Raw genomic sequence first — 1,648 nt, forward strand, 5'->3', positions numbered from 1 at the left:
TGTCGATCGATAAATACCGCCATGAGGTGCCGCTGAAACCGGGGGTTGCGGAATTTCTTCCATTTTTAAAGAAAAAAGGAATCCGCATGGGAATTGCGACGAGCAATGCACAGGATATGGTAGCAGCTGTGCTGGATTCTCTGGATATCCGTTCCTATTTCGGTGTGGTGGCAACTGCCTGTGAGGTGGCGGCAGGAAAACCGGCGCCGGATATCTATCTGAAGGTGGCGGCGGATCTGGGCGTACAGCCGGAAAAATGTCTGGTATTTGAGGATGTCCCGGCGGGGATTCTGGCTGGAAAACGGGCTGGCATGCACGTCGGCGCGGTCGAGGACGTATTTTCACTTTCCATGATCGAAGAAAAGAAAGAATTAGCTGATTTTTATATCCGGGACTACCGGGAACTGATACAGGGGGCAAGATAAAATGATACATGATTTTTTACCGATCTGCAGGGCGGATATGGACAAGCGCGGCTGGGAGAGCTGCGATTTTGTCTACGTGTGCGGGGATGCGTATGTCGATCATCCGTCGTTCGGCCACGCGATCATCAGCCGTATGCTCGAAGCGCACGGCTATAAAGTAGGCATCATCGCCCAGCCGGACTGGAAGAATCAGGAATCCATTCAGATTCTGGGCGAACCGCGTCTCGGATGGCTTGTGAGCGCCGGAAATATGGACTCTATGGTAAACCATTATTCGGTTTCGAAAAAGCGCCGCGCAAAGGATTCCTACACACCGGGCGGCGAGATGGGAAAACGTCCGGATTATGCGACGATCGTCTATTCCAACCTGATCCGCACCTGGTCGAAAAAGCCAATCATTCTCGGCGGTATCGAAGCCAGCCTGCGGCGTCTGGCACATTATGATTACTGGTCTGGAAAAATGAAACGGTCCATTCTGCTGGATTCCCAGGCAGATCTGATTTCCTACGGAATGGGCGAGCGCTCGATCGTGGAGATCGCGGATGCACTGGCGAGCGGCATCGAGGCAAAGGATATCACCTTCATCGAGGGAACTGTTTATAAGGCGGAAAACCTGGATTCTGTTTACGACGAAATCCGTCTGCCGTCTTACCGCGAGGTTTCCTCCGATAAAAAGACGTATGCGGAGAGCTTTTACACCCAGTACAGCAACACCGATCCATTTTCGGGAAAACGCCTCGTTGAGCCGTACAGCGACCGCCTCTATGTGGTGCAGAATCCGGCGGCGAAACCACTGACCCAGGAAGAGATGGACGATGTCTACGCACTTCCATACATGAGAACCTGGCATCCGTGTTATGATGCAGCGGGTGGTATTCCAGCGATCACGGAAGTAAAATTCAGCCTGATCAGCAACCGCGGATGCTTCGGCGGATGTAGCTTCTGTGCGCTGACCTTCCATCAGGGACGCATCGTGCAGACCCGCAGCCATGAATCAATTATTCAGGAAGCAGAACTTTTGACCCAGGAACCAGATTTCAAGGGCTACATCCACGATGTCGGCGGTCCGACCGCAAACTTCCGTCACCCGGCATGCGAAAAACAGATGACCTACGGTGCCTGTCCGCACAAACAGTGCCTGTTCCCGCAACCGTGCAAAAACATGAATGCCGATCACAGCGACTATATTTCCCTGTTAAAGAAGCTGCGGGCGATTCCGAAGG

General features: G+C 52.9%; 2 protein-coding genes. Both read left to right on the forward strand.

The features are described from left to right. A partial coding sequence (locus QVO97_RS02200) for an HAD family hydrolase (RefSeq protein WP_288188679.1) occupies window positions 1-425 on the forward strand: 425 nt, incomplete at its 5' end. A 1-nt stretch (window position 426) separates the two neighbouring features. Next, a partial coding sequence (locus QVO97_RS02205; RefSeq protein ID WP_288188680.1) for a YgiQ family radical SAM protein occupies window positions 427-1,648 on the forward strand: 1,222 nt, incomplete at its 3' end.

This window comes from Clostridium sp. CAG:43, from assembly GCF_000434655.1.
Lineage (GTDB): Bacteria > Bacillota > Clostridia > Lachnospirales > Lachnospiraceae > Otoolea > Otoolea fessa.